Source organism: Glycomyces sp. NPDC021274 (assembly GCF_040641195.1).
Taxonomy (GTDB): Bacteria; Actinomycetota; Actinomycetes; order Mycobacteriales; family Micromonosporaceae; genus Glycomyces.
Genome location: NZ_JBFADC010000003.1, coordinates 215,131 through 238,321, shown reverse-complemented (window position 1 = coordinate 238,321; position 23,191 = coordinate 215,131). Strand labels below are relative to the sequence as shown.

The 23,191-nt window shown below is 69.5% G+C and carries 19 protein-coding genes and 1 tRNA gene; 12 read left to right on the top strand and 8 right to left on the bottom strand.

Annotated elements, in window-relative coordinates:
* Window positions 1-14: 14 nt before the first annotated feature.
* The 3 genes from AB0I03_RS08690 to AB0I03_RS08680 are packed head-to-tail and all read right to left on the bottom strand — an operon-like array spanning window position 15 to window position 3,753.
* On the bottom strand, window positions 15-923 hold the full coding sequence (locus tag AB0I03_RS08690) for a sugar ABC transporter permease (RefSeq protein WP_360408717.1): 909 nt from the start codon (window positions 921-923) through the stop codon (window positions 15-17).
* Window positions 920-2,467, bottom strand: a complete 1,548-nt coding sequence (locus AB0I03_RS08685; RefSeq protein WP_360408714.1) for an ABC transporter permease subunit — start codon at window positions 2,465-2,467, stop codon at window positions 920-922. Before AB0I03_RS08685 ends, AB0I03_RS08690 begins: the two co-directional genes overlap by 4 nt.
* 50 nt (window positions 2,468-2,517) lie before the next feature.
* Complete coding sequence (locus tag AB0I03_RS08680; RefSeq protein ID WP_360408711.1) at window positions 2,518-3,753, bottom strand: maltose ABC transporter substrate-binding protein; 1,236 nt, start codon at window positions 3,751-3,753, stop codon at window positions 2,518-2,520.
* A gap of 153 nt (window positions 3,754-3,906) precedes the next feature.
* On the opposite strand from AB0I03_RS08680, the gene AB0I03_RS08675 reads away from it, so the two are divergent.
* From AB0I03_RS08675 to AB0I03_RS08660, 4 genes are all read left to right on the top strand, one after another.
* Window positions 3,907-4,905 (top strand): LacI family DNA-binding transcriptional regulator, encoded by a 999-nt coding sequence (locus AB0I03_RS08675; protein ID WP_360408708.1) that lies wholly within the window; start codon window positions 3,907-3,909, stop codon window positions 4,903-4,905.
* A gap of 13 nt (window positions 4,906-4,918) precedes the next feature.
* A complete protein-coding gene (locus AB0I03_RS08670) occupies window positions 4,919-6,508 on the top strand; it encodes a glycoside hydrolase family 13 protein (RefSeq protein ID WP_360408705.1) in 1,590 nt (529 codons plus the stop codon).
* Between the two features lie 115 nt (window positions 6,509-6,623).
* Window positions 6,624-6,872 carry a hypothetical protein gene (locus AB0I03_RS08665; RefSeq protein ID WP_360408702.1) on the top strand — a complete coding sequence of 83 codons (249 nt, stop codon included), beginning with the start codon at window positions 6,624-6,626 and terminating at the stop codon, window positions 6,870-6,872.
* A complete protein-coding gene (locus tag AB0I03_RS08660; RefSeq protein ID WP_360408699.1) occupies window positions 6,869-7,120 on the top strand; it encodes a type II toxin-antitoxin system VapC family toxin in 252 nt (83 codons plus the stop codon). Before AB0I03_RS08665 ends, AB0I03_RS08660 begins: the two co-directional genes overlap by 4 nt.
* Window positions 7,121-7,179: 59 nt before the next feature.
* On the opposite strand, the gene fbaA is transcribed toward AB0I03_RS08660, so the two are convergent.
* The gene (fbaA, locus tag AB0I03_RS08655) at window positions 7,180-8,202 is read right to left on the bottom strand and encodes a class II fructose-bisphosphate aldolase (protein WP_360408696.1); all 1,023 of its coding nucleotides are present in this window, start codon (window positions 8,200-8,202) and stop codon (window positions 7,180-7,182) included.
* Between the two features lie 186 nt (window positions 8,203-8,388).
* On the opposite strand from fbaA, the gene AB0I03_RS08650 reads away from it, so the two are divergent.
* The gene (locus tag AB0I03_RS08650) at window positions 8,389-8,592 is read left to right on the top strand and encodes a hypothetical protein (protein ID WP_360408693.1); all 204 of its coding nucleotides are present in this window, start codon (window positions 8,389-8,391) and stop codon (window positions 8,590-8,592) included.
* 85 nt (window positions 8,593-8,677) lie between these two features.
* Here the strand turns inward: AB0I03_RS08650 and AB0I03_RS08645 are convergent, their stop codons facing one another.
* The gene (locus tag AB0I03_RS08645) at window positions 8,678-10,762 is read right to left on the bottom strand and encodes a S9 family peptidase (protein ID WP_360408690.1); all 2,085 of its coding nucleotides are present in this window, start codon (window positions 10,760-10,762) and stop codon (window positions 8,678-8,680) included.
* Between the two features lie 150 nt (window positions 10,763-10,912).
* Between AB0I03_RS08645 and AB0I03_RS08640 the strand changes: the two genes are divergently transcribed.
* The gene (locus tag AB0I03_RS08640) at window positions 10,913-12,025 is read left to right on the top strand and encodes an ATP-binding cassette domain-containing protein (protein ID WP_360408687.1); all 1,113 of its coding nucleotides are present in this window, start codon (window positions 10,913-10,915) and stop codon (window positions 12,023-12,025) included.
* Window positions 12,025-13,881 carry a YhgE/Pip domain-containing protein gene (locus AB0I03_RS08635; RefSeq protein WP_360408684.1) on the top strand — a complete coding sequence of 619 codons (1,857 nt, stop codon included), beginning with the start codon at window positions 12,025-12,027 and terminating at the stop codon, window positions 13,879-13,881. The genes AB0I03_RS08640 and AB0I03_RS08635 overlap by 1 nt, the downstream gene beginning before the upstream one ends.
* Before the next feature lie 241 nt (window positions 13,882-14,122).
* On the opposite strand, the gene AB0I03_RS08630 is transcribed toward AB0I03_RS08635, so the two are convergent.
* On the bottom strand, window positions 14,123-14,869 hold the full coding sequence (locus AB0I03_RS08630; RefSeq protein ID WP_360408681.1) for a TetR/AcrR family transcriptional regulator C-terminal domain-containing protein: 747 nt from the start codon (window positions 14,867-14,869) through the stop codon (window positions 14,123-14,125).
* An 81-nt stretch (window positions 14,870-14,950) separates the two neighbouring features.
* On the opposite strand from AB0I03_RS08630, the gene AB0I03_RS08625 reads away from it, so the two are divergent.
* Window positions 14,951-15,349 carry a VOC family protein gene (locus AB0I03_RS08625; protein ID WP_360408678.1) on the top strand — a complete coding sequence of 133 codons (399 nt, stop codon included), beginning with the start codon at window positions 14,951-14,953 and terminating at the stop codon, window positions 15,347-15,349.
* A 595-nt stretch (window positions 15,350-15,944) separates the two neighbouring features.
* Here the strand turns inward: AB0I03_RS08625 and AB0I03_RS08620 are convergent.
* Window positions 15,945-17,285: a glycoside hydrolase family 27 protein gene (locus AB0I03_RS08620; protein ID WP_360408675.1), complete on the bottom strand. Its 1,341-nt coding sequence runs from the start codon at window positions 17,283-17,285 to the stop codon at window positions 15,945-15,947.
* Between the two features lie 235 nt (window positions 17,286-17,520).
* On the opposite strand from AB0I03_RS08620, the gene AB0I03_RS08615 reads away from it, so the two are divergent.
* From AB0I03_RS08615 to AB0I03_RS08600, 4 genes are all read left to right on the top strand, one after another.
* Window positions 17,521-17,597, top strand: a tRNA-Phe gene (locus tag AB0I03_RS08615).
* A 159-nt stretch (window positions 17,598-17,756) separates the two neighbouring features.
* Complete coding sequence (locus AB0I03_RS08610) at window positions 17,757-18,791, top strand: SAM-dependent methyltransferase (RefSeq protein WP_360408672.1); 1,035 nt, start codon at window positions 17,757-17,759, stop codon at window positions 18,789-18,791.
* Window positions 18,792-18,925: 134 nt separating this feature from the next.
* Window positions 18,926-21,007 carry a protein kinase gene (locus AB0I03_RS08605; protein WP_360408669.1) on the top strand — a complete coding sequence of 694 codons (2,082 nt, stop codon included), beginning with the start codon at window positions 18,926-18,928 and terminating at the stop codon, window positions 21,005-21,007.
* 247 nt (window positions 21,008-21,254) lie between these two features.
* Window positions 21,255-21,734, top strand: coding sequence for a MarR family transcriptional regulator (locus AB0I03_RS08600; RefSeq protein ID WP_360408666.1), 480 nt, complete (start codon window positions 21,255-21,257; stop codon window positions 21,732-21,734).
* Window positions 21,735-21,741: 7 nt separating this feature from the next.
* Here the strand turns inward: AB0I03_RS08600 and AB0I03_RS08595 are convergent, their stop codons facing one another.
* Window positions 21,742-23,121 (bottom strand): aldehyde dehydrogenase family protein, encoded by a 1,380-nt coding sequence (locus tag AB0I03_RS08595; RefSeq protein ID WP_360408663.1) that lies wholly within the window; start codon window positions 23,119-23,121, stop codon window positions 21,742-21,744.
* Between the last annotated feature and the right edge of the window lie 70 nt (window positions 23,122-23,191).

The window sequence follows — 23,191 nt, the reverse complement described above, 5'->3', positions numbered from 1 at the left end:
AGTGGTCGCTTGTCTTAACCCTTCACTGCCCCGCCGGTCAGACCGGACACGATGTAGCGCTGCAGGCTCATGAACACGGCCACGGTGAGCACCGAGGTCAGCAGCGTGCCCGCCGCGAAGATCCCGAAGTAGCTCGCCGGCGAGTTGTCCGCCGTCAGCGTCTTCAACCCGACCGCGAGCGTCATCTCCGGCCGGTCCGTGAGGAACAGCGACGCGAGGATGAAGTCGTTCATGGTGCCCACGAACGCGAGGATGCCGGAGATCGCGATGATCGGCGCCGCCAGCGGCAGGATCATCCCGAAGAAGATCTGCGCGTGCGTGGCCCCGTCGATCGTCGCGGCCTCGTCGAGCTCCTTCGGGATCGTGTCGAAGAAGCCCTTCATGAGCCACGTCGAGACGCCGAGCGCGCCGCCCATGTACACGAGCATCAGCCCGAGCTTCGTGTTCAGGCCCGCGACCGGGTAGAACTCGCCGATCCGCCCGAAGATCAGGTACAGCGCGACGACGGCCAGGAACGCCGGGAACATCTGGATCAGCAGCAGGAACAGCAGCATCGGCCGCCGCCCCTTGAACCTGAAGCGGCTGAACGCGTACGCCGCCAGCGAGGAGATGAAGATGGAGATGAACGCCGCCGGGACGGCGATCATGAGCGAGTTCAGGAACCACCGCCCGAACGGCACGTTCGGGTCGGTGAACAGCTTCTCGAAGTTGCCCAATCCGAACGAGGTCGGCAGCAGGCTCGTCGAGGAGAGCGTCCCGTTCGGGTTGAACGCCGCCGAGACCACGTACACGATCGGCACGAGGCCGAAGAGGAGCACGGCGACCGCGACGAGGTGGCGCCACCCGAACTCGCCCATCCACTTCGCGAACGGGTTGCGGCCCTTGCGCTTCACCGCGGCAGTGCCTTGCGGACCCTGGGTCATGAGTACACGTCCTCCTGGTTGCGGGTGAAGCGGAACATGACCGCCGACATCGTGGCGACGATGAGGAAGATGAAGACGCTGATGGCGCTGGCGAAGCCGTAGTCGGCGGTGGTGGCGCCGAAGGCCTGCCGGAACGCGTAGGTGATGAGGAGGTCGGTGCCGCCGACGGCGTCGCCGGCGCGGAACGGGCTGCCGCCGGAGAGGAGTTCGATCGCGTTGAAGTTGTTGAAGTTGAACGCGAACGAGGAGATGAGCAGCGGTGTGAGGGCGATGAGCAGGAGCGGGAGGGTGATCTTGCGGAATGCCGTCACACCGGTGGCGCCGTCGATCTTCGCCGCTTCGAGCGAGTCGGAGGGCAGGGCCTGGAGGGCGCCGAGGCAGATGAGGAACATGTACGGCCAGCCGAGCCAGGTGTTGGCGATGATGACCATCGCGCGGGCCGACCAGGTGCCGCCGTACCAGTTGACGTCGAGGTTGAACAGGTCGTTGACGAGCCCGAAGTCGCGGTTGAACATCTGCGCCCACACCAGCAGCATCGCGAAGGACGGCATGGCGTACGGGAGGATCATGAGCGTCCGGTAGACCTTCGTGCCGCGCATCGAGGGCTTGTTGAGGGCCATGGCGGTGCCGAGGCCGATCGCGAACGTGAAGAGGACCGAGCCGGCCGCGAAGAGGAGGTTCCAGGTGAAGATCCCGAGGAACGGCCCGCGGATGTCGGGGTCGGTGAGGACCGCGGTGTAGTTGTCGGCGCCGATGCCGACGCGCCAGCCGACGAGGGCGGCGTCGCCGTCCTCGGTGAGGAAGCTGCCCTGCTCGTTGTCGGCGTACCAGGTCGTGCCGGTGGCCGAGTCGGTGATGCAGTCGCACGCGGCGTCGTAGGAGCGGGTGGAGGTGCCTTCGAACGCGGAGAGGCCCTGGACCTTGATGCCGGAGTCGTCGCCGGTGGGGACGGCGAGTTGGGCGAGTTCGGCCTGGCGCTCGTTGAGTTCGGCGAGGGTCCACACGGTGTAGCCGGGGGCGGCGGTGATCTGGCCGGCGGCGTCGACGCTCGCTTCGGGCAGTTCGGTGAGGCCTGCTGCCGTTCCGGCCCAGGTGGAGCCGTCCTCGGTATCGGTGAGCAGCAGGGTGAGCTCACCGGAGGCGGACTCGCCGACGGCGAGCCGGTAGATGGCGCCGCCGGGGGTCTGCTGGACGCCCGCGGCGATGATCGCCTCGGTGGCCTGCTCCTTGTCGACCCGGTGCCCGTCCCCGTAGTTGGAGAAGGACGTGCCGACGGTGAGGATGACCGGAAGGATCTGGAAGGCGATGAGCAGCAGCGTGCCCGGGACCAGGTACTTGAGCTGGATCGCGCGGCGCTGCAGGTAGACGTAGAAGACGAGTCCCACGACGGCCGCCTCCAGGGCGAGGCCCCACCAGGCCTCGGCGCTGAGCAGCGGCAACGCCGCCCAGACGGCCAGCGCGGCGACCACCGCGAGTACCGCGATCTTGATGATCAGGCCCGCGGCGGTGGCGGAGCCGGCCGTCCGGGAACGTTGTTCGAGCACCGTGTGTTCGTTCCTTCGCTCGTCTGAGGATTACCGGGGGTGCTTCGGGGCTACGCGCCGACGGCGTCGCGGATGGTCTGCGCGGCGGTCTTGGCGGCGTCGGGGCCGGTGGAGGCGCCGTCGATCGCGTCGGCCTGGGCGCGGCCGAAGGGCTCCCAGACGGCGTCCATCGCGGGGATGTTCGGCATCGGGACGGCGTGCTCGCCGGCGGCGGCGAAGCCCTGGGCGTCGGCGCTGCCGGCGGTGTAGGCCTCGGCGGCGGCGGTGAGCGCGGGGACGCGGCCGCCGGCTTCGGCGAGCTTGAGCTGGAGGTCCTCGGTGAGCACGTAGTTGGCGACGAACTCCTGCGCGAAGACGGCGTTCTTGGCCTTGGAGGAGACGTAGAAGCCCTGGACGCCGAGGAACGGCGCGGCCGGGGCCTGGCCTTCGAAGCCGGGGATGGCGGTGACCTCGTAGTTGAGGCCGGCGCCCTGCACGTCGGTGAGGGCCCACGGCCCGGAGATGAGGAAGGCGGTCTTGCCCTCGACGAAGAACGGCGTGCAGTTGGTGGCGTCGTAGGTGGTCTTGAGGACGCCTTCGGTGCCGAGCTCGGCGAACTTCTCGAAGGCGGCGATGCCGCCGGGGGAGTCGACGCCGACGTCGTGGGGGTCGAGGGTGCCGGTGCCGTCGTCCTTGAAGAGGTAGCCGCCCATGGAGGAGAACAGCGGGTAGGCGTTGTAGGCGTTGCCGTTGACGCTGACCTCCATCATGAGGACTTCGTCGGTGCCGGCGGCCTGGCCGGCGCTGATGAGCTCCTCGAAGGTGGCGGGGGCGTCGGGGGCGAGGTCGGTGTTGCGGATGAGGCCGAGGTTCTCGAGCGCGTAGGGGACGCCGTAGACGTTGCCGTCGACGGTGAACGCCTTGACGGCGGTCTCGTTGAGGGAGGACTGCTGGTCGGCGGTGAGGGTGATGGGGGCGACGGCGCCGGCGCCGGCGTACTGCCCGGCCCAGTCGTGCGCGCCCACGACGATGTCGGGGCCCTGGCCCTGCTCGGTGGCGGTGAGGTAGTCCTCGCGGAGGGTCTCCACGTGCTCCTCGACCGTGACCTTGACGCCGACCTGCTGCTCGAAGTTCTTCACGAACTCCTTGAGGACCGGGGTGCGGGTCTCGTCGGCCCAGATGACCAGTTCGCCGGAGAACTCGGCGGTCTCCTCGCCGCCGTTGTCGGCGCTGTCGTCGCCGCAGGCGGCGGCCGCGCCGAGGGCGGCGGCTGAGACGGCGGTGATACCCAGGGTCCTTCTACGCATGGCTGATCTCTCCTCATTGAGGGGCCCCGGGGCGGGGGCCGGTGACCGGGGGCTCGCGCCCCGAACTTCCTCGAAGGTTAGCAAGATGTTTCAGAAACAGGAAACCCTTGCAACCAAACTGTTGCCAAATTTCAGATAGGCTACGCTGTCATCATGCGGCTTCGACTCTCTGACATCGCCCGGCAGGCCGGGGTCAGTGAGGCCACGGTGTCCCGGGTCCTCAACGACAAACCCGGCGTCGGTCAGCAGACCCGACAGTCCGTCCTCACTGCTCTCGACGTGCTCGGATACGAACGGCCCCAGGCACTGCGCAAGCACGCCATCGGCCTCATCGGCCTCGTCGTGCCCGAACTGGAGAACCCGATCTTCCCGCTCTACGCGCAGACGATCTCCAACGTGCTGGCCGGCTCCGGCTACACCCCCGTCCTCTGCACCCAGACCCCCGGCGGGGTCTCCGAGGACGAGTTCGTCGAAATGCTCCGCGAGCGCGCCGTCGCCGGCATCATCTTCGTCTCCGGCCTCCACGCCGACACCACCGCGAGCACCGAGCGCTACCAGGAGCTCAAGGACAAGCGACTCCCCGTCGCGTTCGTGACCGGCCACCCCGAAGGCGTCGAAGCGGCCTCCTTCTCCTGCGACGACGCCGTCGCCGCCCGCATCGCCGTCGAACACCTCGCCGGCCTCGGCCACCGGCGCATCGGCCTCGTCTCCGGCCCCGACCGCTACTGGCCCGTGCGCCGCAAGATCAACGGCTACCGCGCCGCCATGCAGGGCGTCGGCCCCGAACTCATCGAACTCACCCTCTTCGGCGAGCAGGGCGGCCACGCCGCCGCGTCCCGCCTCATCGACCGCGGCGCCACCAGCGTCGTCTGCGGCTCCGACATGATGGCCCTCGGCGCCATCCGCGCCGCCGAAGAACGCGGGCTCAACGTCCCGCAGGACTTCTCCGTCGTCGGCTACGACGACTCCCCCCTCATCGCCCACACCAACCCTCCACTCACGACCGTGCGGCAACCGGTGCGCGACATCGCCACCGCCGCCGCCCGGGCACTGCTCGACGAGATCGCCGGGCAACCCACCCCGAACTCGGAATACCTCTTCCGACCCGAACTCGTCGTACGCGGTTCCACCGGTGCGGCACCCAAGGACTGAAAGGTTTTGCACGATGACTGAAGCACCGGTGAGTGAAGCACCGCAGCGCGGGCACTGGTGGCGCGACGCGGTCATCTACCAGGTGTACCCGCGCTCCTTCGCCGACGCGAACGGCGACGGCATGGGCGACCTCGAGGGCATCCGCACCCGCATCCCCTACCTCGCCCGACTCGGCGTCGACGCCATCTGGCTCTCCCCGTTCTTCGCCTCGCCCCAGAACGACGCCGGCTACGACGTCTCGGACTACCGGGCCATCGAACCGCGCTTCGGCGACCTCGCGGACTTCGACCGGATGCTCCAGACCGCCCACGCGCACGGCATCCGCCTCATCGCCGACCTCGTCCCGAACCACACCTCCTCCGAACACGAGTGGTTCAAGGCCGCGCTGGCGGCCGGCCCGGGTTCGCCGGAGCGGGCCCGCTACTGGTTCCGCGACGTGGACCCGGCCCGCCCGGACACGCCGCCGAACAACTGGCAGTCGATCTTCGGCGGCCCGGCATGGACGAAGACCGGTGACGGCGAGCAGTGGTACCTGCACCTGTTCGACGCGACCCAGCCGGACCTGAACTGGGAGAACCCCGAGGTCCACGAGGAGTTCAAGTCGATCCTGCGGTTCTGGCTCGACCGGGGCGTGGACGGTTTCCGCATCGACGTCGCGCACGGCATGGTCAAGGCCGAGGGGCTGCCGGACACGGGCGGGGACGGCACGATCGAGATGATCGGCACCACCTTGGCCCCGTTCTTCGACCAGGACGGCGTGCACGACATCTACCGCACGTGGCGGCCGATCATCGAGGAGTACGAGGGCGACCGGATCTTCGTCGCCGAGGCGTGGACGGACTCGGCCGAGCGCCGCGCGCTCTACCTGCGCCCCGACGAGCTCCACCAGGCGTTCAACTTCGACCTGGTGCTCGCGCCGTTCAAGGCCGCGGACTTCCGCAAGGCCATCGACGCCGAGATCGCGAACAACGCCGGGGTCGGCGCGCCGTGCACCTGGGTGCTCTCCAACCATGATGTGCAGCGCCACGTGACCCGCTACGGCGGCGGCGACATCGGCCTGGCCCGCGCGAAGGCCGCGACGCAGCTGCTGCTCGCACTGCCGGGCGTCGTGTACGTCTACCAGGGCGAGGAGCTGGGCCTCAACGAGGTCCTCGACCTTCCGGCGGAGGTCCGCGAGGACCCGACGTTCTTCCGCACCAACGGCGAGCAGATCGGCCGCGACGGCTGCCGCGTCCCGCTCCCGTGGACGCGGGAGGGCGACTCGCTCGGTTTCGGCACGGGCGGCTCCTGGCTCCCGCAGCCCGCCGACTGGTCCGAGCGCTCGGTCGAGGCTGAGGACGGCGTCGAGGGCTCCACCCTGGAGTTCTACCGGGCCGCGATCAACCTCCGCAAGACCTTGCGCGGCCGGGTCACCGGCCTGACCTGGCTCGCCGACCCCGGCGACGACGCCTTCGCCTTCGACAACGGCGCCCTCGTCTGCGTCGTCAACTTCAGCGACGAGCCCGTCCCCGTGGCCGGCTACGGCACCGAGGTCCTCCTGGCGAGCACCCCGCTGGAGAACGGCACCCTCCCGGCAGGGTCCACCGTCTGGTTCACCAAGTAACGCAAGGACTCAGCAGGCGCGGCTGCAAAGCGGCCGCGCCCTGCCTTCACACCGCCGACACGTCGCACGGGCACGGTTCGGCTTTTTGGGGCCGAATTTTTCCTATCCTGTCCGGATGATCGAGAGTTACGCTCAGTCCATGGACATCGTCAAGGGACTGCCGCCCGAGACCCGCGAGTACTGGGAGCGGCGCGCCGCGATCGCCGGCGTCTCCCTTGAGGAGTACCTCCTCCAGAAGCTCATCCGTGAAGCCCGCCTCCCCAGCGCCAAAGAGGTGTTCGACCGCTTCGACCGCGAAGCTACCGGCCACCTGTCGAGCGCCGACACCGTAGCGATCCTCCGCGACGAGCGGGAGTCCCGTTGATCGTCGTCGACTCCTCCGTTCTCGCCCCGGCCCTGGTCGACGCCGACCCCGACGGCGCAGGCCTCCGCGCCCAGCTCACCGGGCACGAACTCGTCGCACCGCAGATCCTCGACCTCGAGGTCATGTCGGTCTACCGCCGCCACTGCCGCTCAGGGAAGATCACCGCCGCCGAAGCGGATCTCGCCGTGCAGCGGCTCGCCGAACTGCCCGGCATCCGGTGCCAGACGGTCGTCCCAGCGGGGGAGTGAACGCCGAAGGGCCCGGCCGCATCGCGGCCGGGCCCTCTCGTTCGCCTTGCGGCGCTTGGCTACTTGATCTTGTTGCCGGCGGAGCGGAGCTGCTGGCAGGCTTCGACGATGCGGGCGGCCATGCCGGCCTCGGCGAGCTTGCCGTAGGCGCGCGGGTCGTAGGCCTTCTTGTTGCCGACCTCGCCCTCGACCTTGAGCACGCCGTCGTAGTTGCGGAAGATGTGGTCGACGACGGGGCGCGTGAACGCGTACTGGGCGTCGGTGTCGATGTTCATCTTGATGACGCCGTGGTCCACCGCGTCGCTGATCTCCTGCGCGGTCGAGCCGGAGCCGCCGTGGAAGACCAGGTCGAACGGCTTGTCCTTGCCGACCTTGGCGCCGACCGCGTCCTGGATCTCCTTGAGGATCTCCGGGCGCAGGTGCACGTTGCCCGGCTTGTACACGCCGTGGACGTTGCCGAAGGTCAGGGCCGTCATGTAGCGGCCCTTCTCGCCGGAGCCGAGCGCTTCGACGGTGGCGAGGCCGTCTTCGACGGTGGTGTAGAGCTTCTCGTTGATCTCGGCCTCGACGCCGTCCTCTTCGCCGCCGACGACGCCGATCTCGATTTCGAGGATGATCTTGGCCTTGGCGGTGCGGGCGAGGAGCTCCTGGGCGATCTCCAGATTCTCCTGCATTGGCACGGCCGAGCCGTCCCACATGTGGGACTGGAAGAGCGGGAGCTCGCCGCGGGCCACGCGCTCCTCGCTGATGGCGAGGAGGGGCCGCACGAACGAGTCGAGGTGGTTCTTCGGGCAGTGGTCGGTGTGGAGCGCGACCTTGACCGGGTAGTTCTTGGCGATCTCGTGGGCGGCGGCCGCGAGGGCGACCGAGCCGGTCACCTTGTCCTTGATGGTCGGGCCGGAGAGGTACTCCGCGCCGCCGGTGGAGACCTGGACGATGCCGTCCGACTCGGCCTCGGCGAACGCGGCCAGTGCGGCGTTGAGCGTCTGGGTCGAGGTCACGTTGATGGCCGGGTAGGCGAAGGAGCCAGCCTTCGCCCGGTCGAGCATCTCGTTGTATTCCTCGGGTGTTGCGATAGGCATGCTGCCAGCTCCTTAGACAAGTCGTTGATTGCTCCCCGACCGGGGGCGGGACTCAGACGCCGCTGTCTGATGGCCTCGAACTATTGCGTCGAGATGAAGTATTGCCCACAGCCGTGTGAAGGCATAACTCAGGCTACCTGGTGGTTCACTGGCCGGGCGGCCTTGGGCGCGTCTACGGTGGGTTATATGAACTATCACCAGGAATGGACGGACGAGTCCGGCGAGTTGTCCGAGTTCGACCTGGCGGATTCGGCCGATCCTCCGGCCGAGGACGACCCGGAGGAGGCGGTCGAGGTGCCGAACGGGGCGCTCCCCGAGGAGGTCGACGCGGCCGACGCGGCCGAGCAGCGCCAAGAGGTGCCCGAGGACGAGGACGAGCGCCCGGAGTAGCCCGGGCGCGCAGCAGCTAGCGCAGACGTGCCGGAGGCCCGGCCCCGCGTGTCGATCGCGGGACCGGGCCTCCGTTCGCCGTGCGTCAGGCGATGCCGAACGTGTCGAGCAGCCACGCGAGGTTGAAGGCCTCTTCCTCCCACGCGCCGTACCGGCCGGAGCGGCCGCCGTGGCCGGCCTCCATCTCGGTCTTGAGCAGCACGTCGGACTCCGGGCTCTCGTAGCGGAGCTTCGCGACCCACTTCGCGGGCTCGTGGAAGCCCACGCGGATGTCGTTCAGGCTGGTCACGGCCAGGATCGACGGGTACCGCACGCTGGTGACGTTCTCGTACGGCGAGTACGACTTCATGTACTCGTAGACCTCGGCCGACTCGAGCGGGTTGCCCCACTCCTCCCACTCGCCGGCGGTGAGCGGCATGGTCGGGTCGAGGATGGTGTTGAGCGCGTCCACGAACGGCACTTCGGCGAGGATGCCCGCGAACCGCTCGGGGGCCAGGTTGGCGACGGCGCCCATGAGGAGGCCGCCGGCCGAGCCGCCGCGGGCGATGATCTTGTCGGGAGCGGCCCAGCCGGTCTCGGCTAGGCGGTCGGCGCTCGCGGTGAAGTCGGTGAACGTGTGCTTCTTGTGCAGGAGTTTGCCCTGCTCGTACCACTGGCGGCCCATCTCGCCGCCGCCGCGCACGTGGGCGATCGCGAAGACCACGCCGCGGTCGAGCAGGCTCAGGCGCGGGATGGAGAAGTACGGGTCGATCGAGGCCTCGTAGGAGCCGTACCCGTACAGCAGGCAGGGCGCGGTGCCGTCGGCCACGACGTCGGCTTTCGCGACGATCGAGATCGGCACCTTCGTGCCGTCCTCGGCGACCGCCCATTCGCGGTACTGCCGGTAGTCGGACGGGTCGAAGTCGCCCAGCACGGCTGTGCGCTTGCGCAGCAGCAGTGCCGCGTTGTCGATGTCGTAGTCGTAGACCGACGCCGGGGTGATCAGCGAACCGTAGGAGAGGCGCAGGTGCCGCGACTCGTAGTCCGGGTTGGCGCCGATCCCGACGGTGTAGATCGGCTCGTCGAAGGCGATCTCGTTGAGCGAGCCCTCGCGGTCGAGGATCGCGATCTGGGAGAGCCCGGCGCGGCGCAGTGACACGACGACGTGCTCGGCGAACGCGTCGGCGGATTCGAGCCGGACCTCCGGGTGGTGCGGGATGACCTCGTTGAACTGGGTCGTGTCGTCGACCGGGGTCCAGCCGAGGGTGAAGTTCTCGGCGTTCTTGTTGTGGAGCACCCAGAACCGGTCGCCCTGGTGGTCGATCTCGACTTCGACGCCCTGCTCGCGGCCGTTGTTGAAGAGCGTGAACTCGCCGGTCGGGTCGGTGGCGTCGAGGTAGCGGTACTCGGTGGTCGTGGTGGAGCCGGACCCGATGATCAGGTACCGCTCGGAGCGGGTGAGGGCGATGCCGACGCGGAACCGCTCGTCGTCCTCCTGGTAGATGAGCGCGTCCTCGTCCTGCCTGCCGAGGAGGTGCCGCCAGATCTGGTACGGCCGCCAGGCGTCGTCGATCTTCGTGTAGAAGAACGCCGCGCCGTCGGCCGACCAGGCCCCGCCGTAGAGGACGCCTTCGATCGCGTACGGGAAGTCCTCGCCGGTGCGCAGGTCATTGAACTTGAGCGTGAAGGTCTCGTTGCCGGTGTAGTTGACGCCGTAGGCGAGGAGGTTCCCGTCGGGGGAGATGTCGTAGACGCCGAGGAGGAAGAAGTCGTGCCCGGCCGCGAGCTCGTTCTCGTCGATGACGACGGTCTCGCCCGCGACGGGGACGCCGGGTTCGACCGTGGGCGGCGTGTCGCCGGTGGCGGCTACGCGGCAGCGGATCGGGTAGTCCTTGCCCTCCTCGGTGCGGCTGTAGTACCACCAGGCGTCCTTGCGGTAGGGGACCGAGAGGTCGGTCTCCTGGGTGCGGTCCTTGATCTCGGCGTAGATCGTCTTGCGCAGCTCGGCGAGGTGCCCGGTGCGCGATTCGGTGTAGGCGTTCTCCGCGTTGAGGTAGGCGAGGACCTCGGGGGCCTTCTCCTCGTTGCGGTCGTTGAGCCAGGCGTACGGGTCGTTCACGGTGTCGCCGTGGTGTGTGCGCGGGTGGTCGCGGCGGGGAGCCGCTGGTTTCGCTGCTTGCGTTTCCGACATGCCTCAACTGTAAGGGCCGCGAGCGGGACGCGCCGGTCACAGCGGGGCCGCCTCGCTCCGCACATAAGTTACCGGTGAGTAACATTCTTGTGGTCATCAACCCGTGCAATCGCCCGAAACCGGGCGCACCGGCCTGTGAGGATAGTGTCCATGAGCGACAGGAGCGACGAAACGGGGCCCGCGCCCGAAACGCCCGGCGGCGAAAGCGATGCCGCCCACGGCGAAACGGCCCCCGAGTCCGCCCGCCACGAAACCCCGCCCCCCGCCCCCGCGGACGACACGGCCGACCCGCACCCTGACGACACCATCACACTCCCCGCCGACGCCCTCACCGCGCGCCCCACCGAGGAGACCCCCTCGCCCCCGAGCGACGACAGCGCCGGGCCGCCGACCGGCGACCGCGACACGCCGGCCATCCGCGAACCCGAGACCACCGCACTGCCGACCGGCGACACGCCGGACCACGAGACCCGGGTCCAACCCGCCCCCGCCGCAACCCAACCCGCCTTCCAACGCGCCGCCATCGCGGCGGACCGGGCCGAGCCGCCCGCCGGCCCGCTCCAGCACACCGCCGTCTTCGACCGACCCGGCGGCAAACCGTTCCTCGCCGCCTCAGGGCTCACCGCCCACGGCCGGCAAGGCCCGATCTTCACCGACATCACCGTGACCGCCGGCCTCGGTCAGCTCGTCGCGATCTGCGGCGACGGCGGCGACGGCCGCTCCTCACTCCTCCTCGCGCTCACCGGCCGCTTCCCGCACCGCAGCGGCGAACTCGAAGTCGACGGCCAGACCACGCCCGGCCAGATCCGCCGCCGCTTCACCATCGCCCAAGCCGGACCGCCGATCCGCTTCGAGCCCTACGCCACCGTCGGCGCCTGCATCAAAGAGACCACCACCGTCTCCAAGGGAACCGCGACCCGCGCCAACATCAACGCCTGGCTCGACCGCCTCGCCGTCGGCGTCGACACCGGCGACACCTTCGGATTCCTACCGCGCATCGACCAGATCCGCTTCGCCATCGCGTGCGCCGCCGCGAGCCGCACCCCCGCCATAGCCGTCGACGACGCCGACACCGGCCTCGACCGGTGCGGCTCCGAACGCGTCTTCGAAGCCCTGCGCACCGTCGCCGACGCCGGACAGCTCGTCCTCGCCGCCTGCACCCGCTCCGACCCGCCCGCCGACACCGTCGTCGACCTCCGCGCCCAACCCGCACCCGACGCCAGCGCGCTCCACGCGAGCGACCGAAACGGAGGCCACCGATGATGAGCCCCTTCAAACTCGCCGCCGCCGAACTGCGCCGCTTCCGCGGCCACCCCATCCGCACCGCCGCCCTCGTCGCCATCGTCCTCATCCCGCTCGTCTACGGCGGCCTCTACCTCTGGTTCGCCTGGGACCCCTACGGAAAGCTCGACCAGATGCCCGTGGCCGTCGTCAACGAGGACACCGGCGCCTCGGTTGAGCAGGACGGCGAGACCACGGCCATCAACGGCGGCGACCAGCTCGTACAGCAGCTCAAAGAAGACCGCATCTTCGACTGGCGGTTCGTCGACGCCGACGAGGCGAGCCGCGGCCTCGAAGACGGCGACTACTACATGGTCATCACCGTCCCCGAAGACTTCTCCACCCGCCTGGCCAGCCTCTCCGGCACCGACCCCGAGCAGGCCACGGTCGAGTTCGACCTCAACGACGCCAACGGGTACGTCGCCGGGATCATGGCCTCCACCGTCGAGTCCGAGCTGCGCAACCAGATCAACACCGCCGTCTACGTCACCTTCGCCACCACCATCTTCGGCGACCTCACCGAACTCAACCAGGGCCTCACCCAAGCCGCCGTTGGCGCCGACCAGCTCGCCGACGGCATCGGCAGCGCCCAGACCGGAGCCGAAACCCTCGAGAGCGGCCTCGGCGACCTCAACTCCGGCGCCCAGCAGGTTGCCGACGGCGCCGACCAGGTGAGCGACGGCGTAGACCAAGCCGTCGGCGTCGCCCAACCCGTCATCGAGACCCTCGCGGACAACTGGAGCCAGATCCAGTCCGGCGCGTCCTCAGCCGCCGACCTCTCCGACCGCGCCAACAGCGACCTCAACACCGTCTACGCCACCCTCTGCGCCGCCGACACCGCCGACCCGGACGCCTGCGCGCAACTCCAGGGGTACATCGACGACGCCAACGCCGTCAACGACGACATCCAGACCGCCGACGACACCGTCCAGAGCACCTCCACCGACACCCTCGACCAGGCCTCCAGCGACCTCACCGCACTGCAGACCGGCGCCGCCGACGTCGCCACCGGCGCACAGCAGGTGGCCGACGGCGCCTCCTCCGCACAAGCCGGAGCGGGCGACCTGGCCAGCGGGCTCACCGATCTCCAGGACGGCGCGACCACGCTCGCGACCTCGCTCTCCGCTGCAGCCGAGAGCGTCCCGAGCACCAACCCGGCCGACGACGCGGACAACGCCGAGGCCTACGGCAGCCCCGTCACCATCGACGAGGACAACCTCCACGCCGCCGGCACCTACGGGCGCGGCCTCGCGCCGTTCTTCATCGCCATCGCACTGTGGGTCTTCGGCCTCATGGGCTACCTCGTACTGCGTACGGTGAACAGTCGGGCGCTCGCCGGCCCGCTCCGCTCAGTCCCGATCGCCATCGGCGGCTGGCTCCCCGGCGCGTTCCTCGGCATCCTCTCGGCCCTCGTCCTCTACCTCGCAGTGGAACTCGGCCTCGACCTCGACCCGAAGGACGCCCTCGACACAGTCGGCCTGTCGATCCTCGTGATCCTCACCTTCACCGCCATGGCACACCTGCTGAAGCTCGCGTTCGGCACGGCCGGCAGCCTGCTGCTGGTCGTACTGCTGATGCTGCAACTGACGAGCGCTGGCGGCCTGTACCCGGTGGAGACGACGCCGAAGTTCTTCCAGGTGCTGCATCCGCTGCTGCCGATGAGCTACGTGGTCGACGCCCTGCGTGTGACCATCAGCGGCGGTGAGACCTCGCATGTGGTCAAAGCACTGATAGTCCTGGCGGCCTACCTGGTCGGCTCGCTCGCGCTCTCGTCCCTGGTCGTGGCCGCGCGCCGCCGATGGAGGCCCGACAGCCTCAACGTGCCGCTCCAGGTCTGAGCGCGAGCCGGTCTTCGGCCGGGATCGATCGGCCCGGGACCGCCGCGCTCGGCGGGGTCCGGTGTGCCGCATCGCGGTCGACGGCGACGACGAACGCGGCGTCGCCGTAATCCGGCACCTGCGCTGCTCGGCCGTGCGACACGCGTCGCGCGAAACGCGACGGCCCGGCGGCTGCCGGGCCGGTCGCATCTCGATGCGCTGCCTTTCGACGCCTACCGCTCGGTGCGCAACGTTGCGATGCCTAGCGCTCGATGAGCGCCGCGAGGCCGTCGAGCGTCCGCTCCAGGCCGAACGCGAAGGCGTGCTCGGCGTTGTACGCCGCGTCGTGCGCCTCGCCGGCGGCTTGGCCGACGCGGACGGCGGTCGGGAACCGCTCGGGGTCGAGGACCTTCGCGAGCAGGGGCCCGTTGGCCTCCCACCACTCCTGGTCGTCCATGCCGCTGGCCGCGCGCTCGGCCTCGGACTGGGCCGCGTCCTGCGCGGCCGTGCGCACGAAGGCGAGCAGGTACGCCAAAGCGTCGTCCATCTCGACATCGTTGAGCCCCAAGCCCTCCAGCGCCTGGAGTTCGTGCTCGTACTTCTCGCACTGGCCGGGTCCGAGCGGCGGGCGGCTCGGCGAGGCCGCAGCCGCCCAGGGGTGCTCGCGGTAGAGCCGGTAGTTGTCCCGCGCGACGGCGGTGAGCCGATCGCGCCAGGCGCCGGACTCCTGGGGCCGCTCCATGCCCTGGAAGAGCGCGTCGAGCATGAGGGCGACGAGCTCGGTCTTCCCCGGCACGTAGGTGTAGAGCGTCATCGGGGCCTTCCCGAGCTCTTGGGCGAGGCGGCGGACCGTGACCGCTTCCAGCCCTTCGGCATCGGCCAGCGCGATCGCGGCGGCGACGACCTCGTCCACGGTCAGGCCCTTGCGGGGCCCGCGCCCGCTCTCCGGCGCGGCCCTCCAGAGGAGTTCGAGCAGATTGGGCTTCGGTGTCTCAGTGGTGGCACTCACAAGAAGATCCTAACGTGTGAACTTGTACGCCGTACGACGTACGTTGTACAATATACAACGTACGAAGAAAAGGAGCCGCACATGCGCATCACCTCATCCGCCGTCTCGCTCAACGTCACCGACCCGACCGCCTCGGCCGAGTTCCTCAAGCGGCACTACGGCTTCACCGAGGACATGGCCGCCGAAGGCTTCGTCTCGCTCTCGCGCCCGGACGCCGGCTTCAACGTCATCTTCCTCAAGACGGGCCTGTCCACGTTCAAGCCCGAGAGCGCCAAGGGGCACGCTGACGGCCTCCTCCTGGCCTTCGTCGTCGAGGACATCGACGCCGAATACGCCCGCGTCCAAGCCGAGGGCGTCGCCATCACCACGCCGATCGAGACCGAGGAATGGGGCGAGCGGTACTTCCAGACCGCCGACCCCAACGGCGTGATCATCCAGCTCGTCCAGTGGATCACCGACCCGACTGCCGCGAGTTCCTGACCTGCGACGCCGGCGCGATCCACAGGGTTATCCACAAGAAGGAAGCTCACGGTTGTCGACCGACTGCGTGGTGTGACACCGTTGCGGCATGTATCGAAATCACCTGTCCACCAGCGACGCAGCCGCCCTCAATGTCACCATCCACAAGCAGGTATCCACTGTGGATTCATCTTCGCGGAAAGTTATCCACAGGCGGAAACTTTCTGTTGCCGACCGATCACGAAGCGTGCCAAGGTTGGTGCAAAAAAGCCATCTGGCCTTGCGGGATGGCGGCGATAGAGGGGATTCGCGAACGCCACCATACCGAGACCGCGCGCGGGAAGCCGCCCGCGCGCGGTCCCCGCACGGGCCACACTCCACCGCGGAGGAACACCAGCGGGCGGCCGGACACACCAGCCCGGCCGCCCGCAACATGTCTGCCCACCAGCCACGCCCGTGCCCGAGAGCGCAACGCCGAGGACGGCAAGGACCTCAAGCCGTTCGGCTGCATGCGCGTCGCGCACCGCCGCCCAAAGTCAGGCCGGCTGATCGTGAAGCGGGACGGCACGGTGCTCGGCTCTGACATCTCGGAGATCGGGTCGGGCATCCCGATGTTTCACAAGTTCCAGGGGCTGTTCGAGTCGGCGCTGTTCACGCCGGTCGACGAAGTGCCCCGCTTACACGGCCGCGCCGGTCGAGCGGGCGCCGCTAACGACAGCCGGAACAGCGCCGCGCTGTGCGGCTGCAGCTTTGCCCTCAGTTGGTCCCCGGGCACGATGTCCGAGCGGTACCAGCAGTCGCGCACCCGCTCCGGGCGATTCAGCCCGAGGGCCGACCAGGGCAGGTGCAGCTCGGCCGCTTCCGGGCCCCGGTTGAACACCGCTGCGAAGGCGCCGTCGGTCGAAGCCCAGGCCACGTGCCGGCCCTCGCGCCAGACCTCCTTGGCCCCCGCGCTGTGTCGCTGGGCCGAGAGGACCTCGGGGTTCGTCAGGAGTTCGATCGTTTCAGCGCTCGAGCCGGGCAGGTCGGCGCCGACCATGAGCGGCGACCGGGCGATGCACCACAGGGTGAGCATCGTCCGCTGCTCGTCGGGCGTCAGCAGGCTCTGCCGGGGCTCGCCGACCTCCGCGCGGAGGCCCATGCGGCCGAGCGGGAGCATGTCCGCGTCCGGCCAGTGGCCCGGGCCTGCGAACGGGGCCCAGTCGCGGAGCAGGTCGAACTGGGCGTCGATGTCGCGCCAGCGGTCCCACAGGTCCGCCGAGATCCGCCACAGGTGCGAGTGCTCCTGCAGATGCTGGGCGTGCTCGGTGGAGAGGCTCATCCCGGGGGAGAGGCTGAGCACGATGTCGCGGTCGGCGCGGTCGACCGCGTGCCAGAACGCCTCCACCTCGTCCTCCCAGTAGGGCGCGATCATGTCGTCGGCCTTGATGTAGTCCACGCCCCAGGCCGCGAACTGGCGGACCAGCGCGTCGTAGTACGCCTGGCCGCCCGGGTGGGAGTGGTCGATGCCCCAGTTGTCGTCGATCCACGAGGAGACCCGCTCGCGGTCGGGGATCTGCGCCGCCGAGTACTCGCTGCCCTTGATCGGGGTGTTCGCCGCGACCGCCTGCCGGGGCACGCCGCGCAGGATGTGGACGCCGAACTTCAGGCCCAGGGAGTGCACGTAGTCGGCCAGCGGCTTGAACCCGGCGCCGCCGGCGGAGGAGGGGAAGCGGTTCGGGGCCGGCTGGGGGAGGCCGTACTCGTCGAGGGTGAGGCGGGTTCCGAGGTTGTAGCCGCCGGCGCGGGCCGCGGGGTCGTACCACTGGATGTCGACGACCACGTACTCCCAGCCGTGTCCGGCCATGTGCTCGGCGATGAACGCGGCGTTGGCGCGGATCTCGGCCTCGGTCACCGAAGTTCCGTACACGTCCCATGAATTCCAGCCCATGGGTGGCGTGGCAGCGAGTCGGGTCACAGAAACCTCCTCGGGGGTAGGGGCCCATTACGCTACTCGCGTTCGCGGCCGCCCGTGATCACGGCTCCGGAAGGGGTTGCAGCCCTTGGGGTCGCCCCGTCTGCGCAGGCGAAACAGCCAGTACCGCGCGGCCCGGCACGGGCGGCCGGGCCCGTCCGGGCCCCGGCAATACCGCTTGGAGCAGGTGGCCGGGGGTGCTGTACAGTGTTCACGGCGGTGCGCGCGACGCACCTCCGGCCAGGTAGCTCAGTTGGTACGAGCGATCGCCTGAAAAGCGATAGGTCGCCGGTTCGATCCCGGCCCTGGCCACCACCCGAAATCCCCGCCCGCCGAGCAGCGGACGGGGATTTTTCATGCGCCTGTGACTGCGGACATGCCGCCGTCGCGGGGAGCGAACGCCCGCGATGCCTACACTGGTCGCGAATGTCCCCGACACGCGGCGGGCGTCCGCCGAACACTGAGGGAACCGGCATGGCAACACGCAAGACCCTGCTCTCCATGGCGGCCGATTCCTGGCCCGTCGCCAAAGAGGAGCTGCTCCGCCACGTCGAGGACGCCGTCGAGATCCGCCGTGTGGGCGAGGAGTCCGCCGTCCTCGAGGCCGCGCACACCACCGCGAAGGACGTCGCCGCGCTGGCCCGCCAGGTCCCGCTCGTCTTCCCGCGGCACCTCACGAACGTCGTCGCCGAGTACGACCACGCCGCGGCGGGCCTCGACTCGGTCATCGACTTCCTCGACACCGCGATCCGGGAGTACAGCGCGGGCGCCGAGATCTCGCTGCAGATCTGGCTGAGCGGCAAGACCGCCTACAAGTTCAGCCGCCACGACGCCTGGGAAAAGGCCGCCCAGGTCCTCACTGACCGCGGCTACCAGGTCACCCGCACCGGCAGTCCCCTGGCCGTCTCCATCTGCTTCACGCCCAAGACCGCGATCGTCGGCGTGAACCGCGTCGCCGACAGCCTCTCCTCCTGGCCCGGGGGCGAGGTGCGGCTCTCCAAGACCGCCGACCAGGTGTCGCGCGCCGAGTTCAAGCTCGAGGAGCTGTTCAAGGCGCACCCGATCGACGAGGGCGTCGAGCCGAAGGGCACGGCCCTCGATTACGGGGCGGCCCCCGGCGGTTGGACGCGCATTCTCGCTGAGCGCGGCTACCGGACCACTGCCGTCGACCCCGGGGATCTCGACCCGCGCGTCCTGAAGCTGCCTGGAGTCGTCCATGAGCGGACGACTGCGGGGAACTTCCTGCGCGAGACGAAGCAGCGGTTCGATCTGCTCGTCAACGACATGAAGATGAGCCCCGACCGTTCCAGCCGGCTCATGGTCGACTCCGCCCGGCTGCTCAATCCTTTCGGCGTGGCCGTCACGACGTTGAAGACCGGCAACCACCGTGTGCTGGAGCAGATCGACGAGTCCTTCGCGATCCTCGGCGCGGCGTACGACATCGAGTTCGCGCGCCAGCTGCGGCACAACCGGAACGAGATCACGGTCGTCGTTCGCCGGTTCGACTAGAGCGCGGCGGTCGAGCCGCCCGCGCATGCTGGCCTGAATTGGGGATATAGGCGCTCCCGCGTCATGACAGAGTTGTGACGGGGGGTTCTAGCGTTGCGAATCATTTGGGAATCGCCGAATTCAGGAGCCGTCGCATGAAGCCACTCCGCGATGACGAACCGCGGGAGATCGGGCCCTACCGGGTCCTCGCCGAACTCGGCGAGGGAGGCATGGGCCGCGTCCTCCTCGCCGCCGCCGGCGACGGACAGCTGGTGGCGCTCAAGGTCATGCGCCCCCACCTCCTCCACGACCCGCAGTTCCGGTACCGGTTCCGCCGCGAGGTCATCACCTCCCGCGAGGTCGCCGCCAGCCGCTGGACCGCCGCCGTCCTCGCCTCGGACGAGCACGCCCCGGAGCCGTGGCTCGCCTCCGAGTTCTTCCACGGCCCCACCCTCGCCGAGGCCCTGCATGCCAACGGGCCCTTGGACGAGGCGTCGACGCGCCGGCTCATGCACGGCCTCGCCGCCGCGCTCGCCGAGATCCACTCCTACGGCGTGGTGCACCGGGACCTGAAGCCCTCCAACGTGATCCTCACCGAGGACGGCGTGCGCCTCATCGACTTCGGCATCGCCCGCGTCACCGAGGAGGCCGGCGGCGACGCGTCGATCACCCAGACGGGGGCGGTCATCGGCGCGCCCGCGTTCATGTCGCCCGAGCAGGTGACCCGCCAGGCCGTCGGGCCCGCGTCCGACCTGTTCTCCTTGGGCGCCACGATCATCACCGCGAGCACCGGCGCGAACCCGTTCGACGCCGAAGCACTGTACGAGGTCATGAACCGCGTCGTCAACGGCGATCCGGGCCTCGAGCGCCTGCCCGAGGCCCTGCGGTACCTCGTGGAACCGTGCCTGCGCAAGCAGGCCGACCAGCGCGTGAGCGCCGCCGAGCTGGTGCTGCGCATCGGTGAGCCGCTCGCCGCGCCGTGGCCGCCCGCCGTGGCCGCGATCGAGCAGCGGCAGCGCGCCGAGGTCGCCGACCTCGCCCGCCGCCACGGCTGGGACACGTTGGTGCGCCCCGACCGCACGGTCGTCATGTTCGGCCCGGGCATCGTGCCCGCGGCGTCGCAGCCGGGCCTGTCGGAGCCGTCGACGATCAACTACACGCCGGAGCCGCCCGCGTCGTACCACATGTCGGCGCCGCAAGGGTATTCGCCGGTGCCGGTGGCGCAGCCCGGGTACGTCCCGTCCGCGCCGGGGTATGCGCCGAGCCCGGGGTACGCGCCCGTGGGCGCGCCGTCCCAGCCGGGCGGGCCGGTGCTGCCTCCGGGCGTCCCGTACCACCCGCCGCAGGGGCAGAAGCCGGACCGTACGGTCATGTACGCGGGGCTCGCGGTGCTGGCCGTGGTCGTGATCGCGCTGGTCGTGATCCTGCCGAACCTGGGCGGGGACGACGGCAAGGACCCGGACTACGCCGCCAGCGACGGCACCGCCGAAGCGACCGGCGACGACTCGGGCCTGGGCGGCGAGGAGACCAGTGAACCGGTCGACACCGAGACGGATCCGGTCGCGACCGCGGTGGTCGGCGACTGCTTCTGGGACTACGGCGACGAGACCACGGCCGACCTCGAGCCGTCCTCCTGCGAGGACGGCAGTTTCGAGGTGGTCGAGGTCTACCACGACACGACCGATCTGGCCTCGTGCGACGGGGTCGACGACCTGTCCACGAGCGTGTCGTCGTCGGCGGCGAACCTGGTGCTGTGCCTGAGTTTCCTGCACGCCAACGGGGAGGCGTACCACGCCGAGGTCGGGGAGTGCGTGTTCGGTCCGAACGACAGCGTCTCCGAGTGGTATCCGATCGAGTGCCAGGAGGGCGCGTTCGAGGTGCTGGAGCGCCTTGAGGGCGTGAGCGATCCGGGCTCGTGCGAGGAGTCGGCGTACTACAACCAGAACTACACGTTCACCACCGGGCAGGCCTATTTGGACGTGGTGCTGTGCCTGAGCATGATCTACCCCGACGACATGGGGTACGCGTCGCAGGACGACTGCATGTCGATGAGCGGGGACCCCGACGCGGGGACCGCGCTGTTCCACTTCGCCGACTGCGACAGTGCGAACACGTATGTGACGGGCCGCATCGACGAGTACGAGAACCTGGACTGGTGCGGCGACGACGGGTGGAGCACCTGGCAGAGCTACGACTTCCCCGACCACGCGTACACCGTCTGCTGGCGGTACCTGTAAGTCCGAAATGGACTGATCGAGTCCGCTGATCGCTACAGAATGCTTGGGAGCGTGGGTCATCCATGCCCTCCTGCCCGCTTATAGCGCGCGCAAGTGGGTTGGTATGATCATTCCAAGCTTGTCTTCGAGGGGTATGGGCCCTGGTCGGCGTCACCGCCGGCCAGGGCCCGTTTTCGTCGGCGCTCCTTCACCCCGGGACCAACACGCATCGTTAGTCCTGCTAACGCCGCTGCGGTAGGCTGTGCGGATGGAGACCGACGCTGAACTGCGGTTCGACCGGGGCGACGAGACGCCCGAGCGCCTCAAGCGCCAGATCCAGCGCCTCATGGGCATGACGGGCGCGCAGATGGGCAAGGTCTCCGGGGCGGCGCTCGCCGCGGTGGGCGCCCGCCGCGACCACTTCGTGGTGCTCGCCGTGCTCGCCGAGTGCGGGCCCTCCAGCCAGTCGCAGATCGCCGACCGCGCCCGCGTCTACCGCAGCGACCTCGTGGCGGTCCTCAACGAACTCGAAGGCGCGGCCCAGATCCGGCGCGACCCCGACCCGGCCGACAAGCGCCGCAACGTCATCACCCTCACCGACGCCGGCCGCGAGCGCCTCGCCGAACTCGACGCGGTCCTCGAAGGCGTCAACGAGCGCATCATGGCCCCGCTCAGCGAGACCGAGCGCCGGGAGCTGTTCCGGCTGCTCGGCCGCATCAACGCCCACCTCGCGGCGGACGGCGCCTGAAGCCCGCCTAGCGCAGCCGCCGCAGCACCTGCTCTTTGATCTGGGTGAACGGCGGGTACACCACGCGCATCGTGTCCGGTGCCAACGGCTTGTCCAGCACCGACTTCGCGTGGCTGAACGTCTCGATCGAGGCCTTCCCGTGGTAGGAGCCGATACCGGAGTGCCCGACCCCGCCGAACGGCAGGCCCGGCACGTCGATGTGCGCCATCGGCACGTTGAAGCCGACCGCGCCGGATGCGGTGCGGGTCAGGAGCTTGCGCCGCGTCAGGTCCGAGTTCGTGAAGGCGTACAGCGCGAGCGGCTTCTCGCCCTTGTTGACGAAGCCGATCGCATCGTCCAGTGTGTCCACGGTGAGGATCGGCAGGATCGGACCGAAGACCTCCCCGCCCATGACCGCGTCGCCGGGCGCGATGTCCCCCAGGACCGTGGGCGCGATGTACTTCTCGTCGCGGTTGTGCCCGCCGCCGCACACGAGCCGGCCTTCTTCGAGGAACCGCGCGAGCCGGTCGAACGAGGCCGAGTCGATGATCCGCCCGAAGTCGGGGCTGTCGGCCGGGGCGTGCCCGTACATCTCCCGCACCGCCTCGGCGAGGTGCTTCTCCAGTTCGGGGCCGACGCCGTCGACGGCGAGCACGTAGTCGGGGGCGATGCAGGTCTGCCCGGCGTTCATGAACTTGCCCCAGGCGATGCGCCGCGCGGCCGTCGCCAGGTCCGCGCCCGGCTCGACGATGGCCGGGCTCTTCCCGCCCAGTTCGAGCGTGACCGGGGTGAGGTGCTCGGCGGCGGCCTTCGCGACGATCTTGCCCACGCGCACCGAACCGGTGAAGAAGATGTGGTCGACCCGCTCGGCGAGGAGCGCCTCGGTCGCCTTGGGCCCGCCCTGGATCACCGCGACCGCGTCCGGGTCGAGGTACTCGCCGATGAGCCGCTCGAGCACGGCCGCAGTCGTGTTCGCGGCCTCGCTCGGCTTCACGACCACCGCGTTGCCGCAGGCCAGGGCGCCCGCGAGCGGGGCGAGGAGGAGTTGCACGGGGTAGTTGAACGGCCCGATGACGGTGACGACGCCGAGCGGTTCGCGCAGCACGTACGCCTTCGCGGGCTGGAGGTGCGGCGGCGTGTAGACCCGCTTGGGGCGGAACCAGGTCCGCAGGTGCTTGCGCAGGGCCCGCACTTCGGCGGCCACGAAGTCGATCTCGGCGAGGAACGACTCGGGCGCGGCCTTGCCCAGGTCGGCGCGCAGCGCGTCGGCGAGTTCGTCCCCGGCTTCGCGCACCATCCGGTCGAGGCCCTTGAGCTGCTCGAGCCGCCACGGCAGGGGTTTGGTGCGGCCAGTGGCGAAGTGCGAGCGCAGGCGCTCGACCGTGGAGTGAATCTCGTTGCCGGTCATGCCATGAGCCTAGCCGGATTCCGCTCAGAGCGGGAGGACCGCGCACGCCCCCGACCCTCCCATGCTGCCA